Annotated in this window: 1 protein-coding gene and 1 pseudogene; one reads left to right on the forward strand and one right to left on the reverse strand. The window is 39.4% G+C overall.

Annotated elements, in window-relative coordinates:
* Window positions 1–460: pseudogene (locus R7P35_RS26245) on the forward strand (hypothetical protein); the annotation flags it as partial.
* A 29-nt stretch (window positions 461–489) separates the two neighbouring features.
* Here the strand turns inward: R7P35_RS26245 and R7P35_RS26250 are convergent.
* Window positions 490–1043, reverse strand: a 554-nt coding sequence (locus R7P35_RS26250; RefSeq protein ID WP_318093425.1) for an HAD family hydrolase, incomplete at its 5' end; no start/stop codon positions are given.

The following is a 1043-nucleotide window of genomic DNA, read 5'->3' on the forward strand; positions in this document are numbered from 1 at the left end:
TATTTTCTTTCGATATGATGATTTTTACAATGCCGAAGAGCATGACCCTAAAACGGGTAGAGGTTACAATAAGTATAAAGAAAAATCTATATATAAGCATTACACCGAAGAGGTGGTTGTGGGCAATGAAGAGTTAAGAAATGAACTTATTAATGCTAGGGTTTTAGATATATTGATAACTCCCCCTACTATAAGCGTACATAATAATTATATTAAGTATGAGTCTGAGAAAAGTTTATCTAAATTTAAGAGTCATTATTGCTTTTTATTTAATAAATATTGTTACTTGAGCATAGAGTTTCATCATGATGGATGGACTGATCGTTATATGAAAGTATGCCTCGAAAATGCGCAGGAGGCTGAAAATATGATCGTATCATCGATAAATATATCAGAGTTATTAGATGAGGATCTTTATGATAATGAGGTAGGTAACATAAAACCAAAGAGCAGCTATTAACTGCTCTTTATTACTATAAAAACTGAAGGCTAGTTCCAACGTAATAGCGTCCAATTTGAACGATTCGCGTGTTCTTTGAGGCGTGGGCAAGGATTCACCAAATATGCGTAATCTGCGTATTCGCATAAAGGTAAATCATTGATGGAGTCGGTGTAAAAATGGACTTCAGAATAAGATTCTGGCTGAGCATCTAACCATGCTTTCAAGCGTATAACTTTGCCTTCTCGATAACTCGGAACGCCTGCAATTTCAGCGCTGTAGCTGCCGTGCTTCTCAACCAAATCAATTCCTAATGCGACGGGAATCCCTAATCGACGGCCGACCGCTTCGACTAAGAATGTCACGCTCGCAGAGATGATAACCATATCGATGTCATCGCGATCCAACTGTGCTATCAACGTTTTGGATTGCTCAAACTGCTTAGGCAGGATGTGGTGCTCTACACACTCTTCTACCAACGTATGGACGTGTGCAACGGGCATGTCAGCCAATGGCGCCATACAGAATTCTAGGTAGTCCTCCATGTCCATTTTGCCTTCTGCGTACAAGGCCATTAAACGCTGATCTTCCTCTATGAAGTTTG

Origin of the sequence: Vibrio sp. Vb0304 (assembly GCF_033338995.1) — a bacterium.
Taxonomy (GTDB): Bacteria; Pseudomonadota; Gammaproteobacteria; order Enterobacterales; family Vibrionaceae; genus Vibrio; species Vibrio alginolyticus.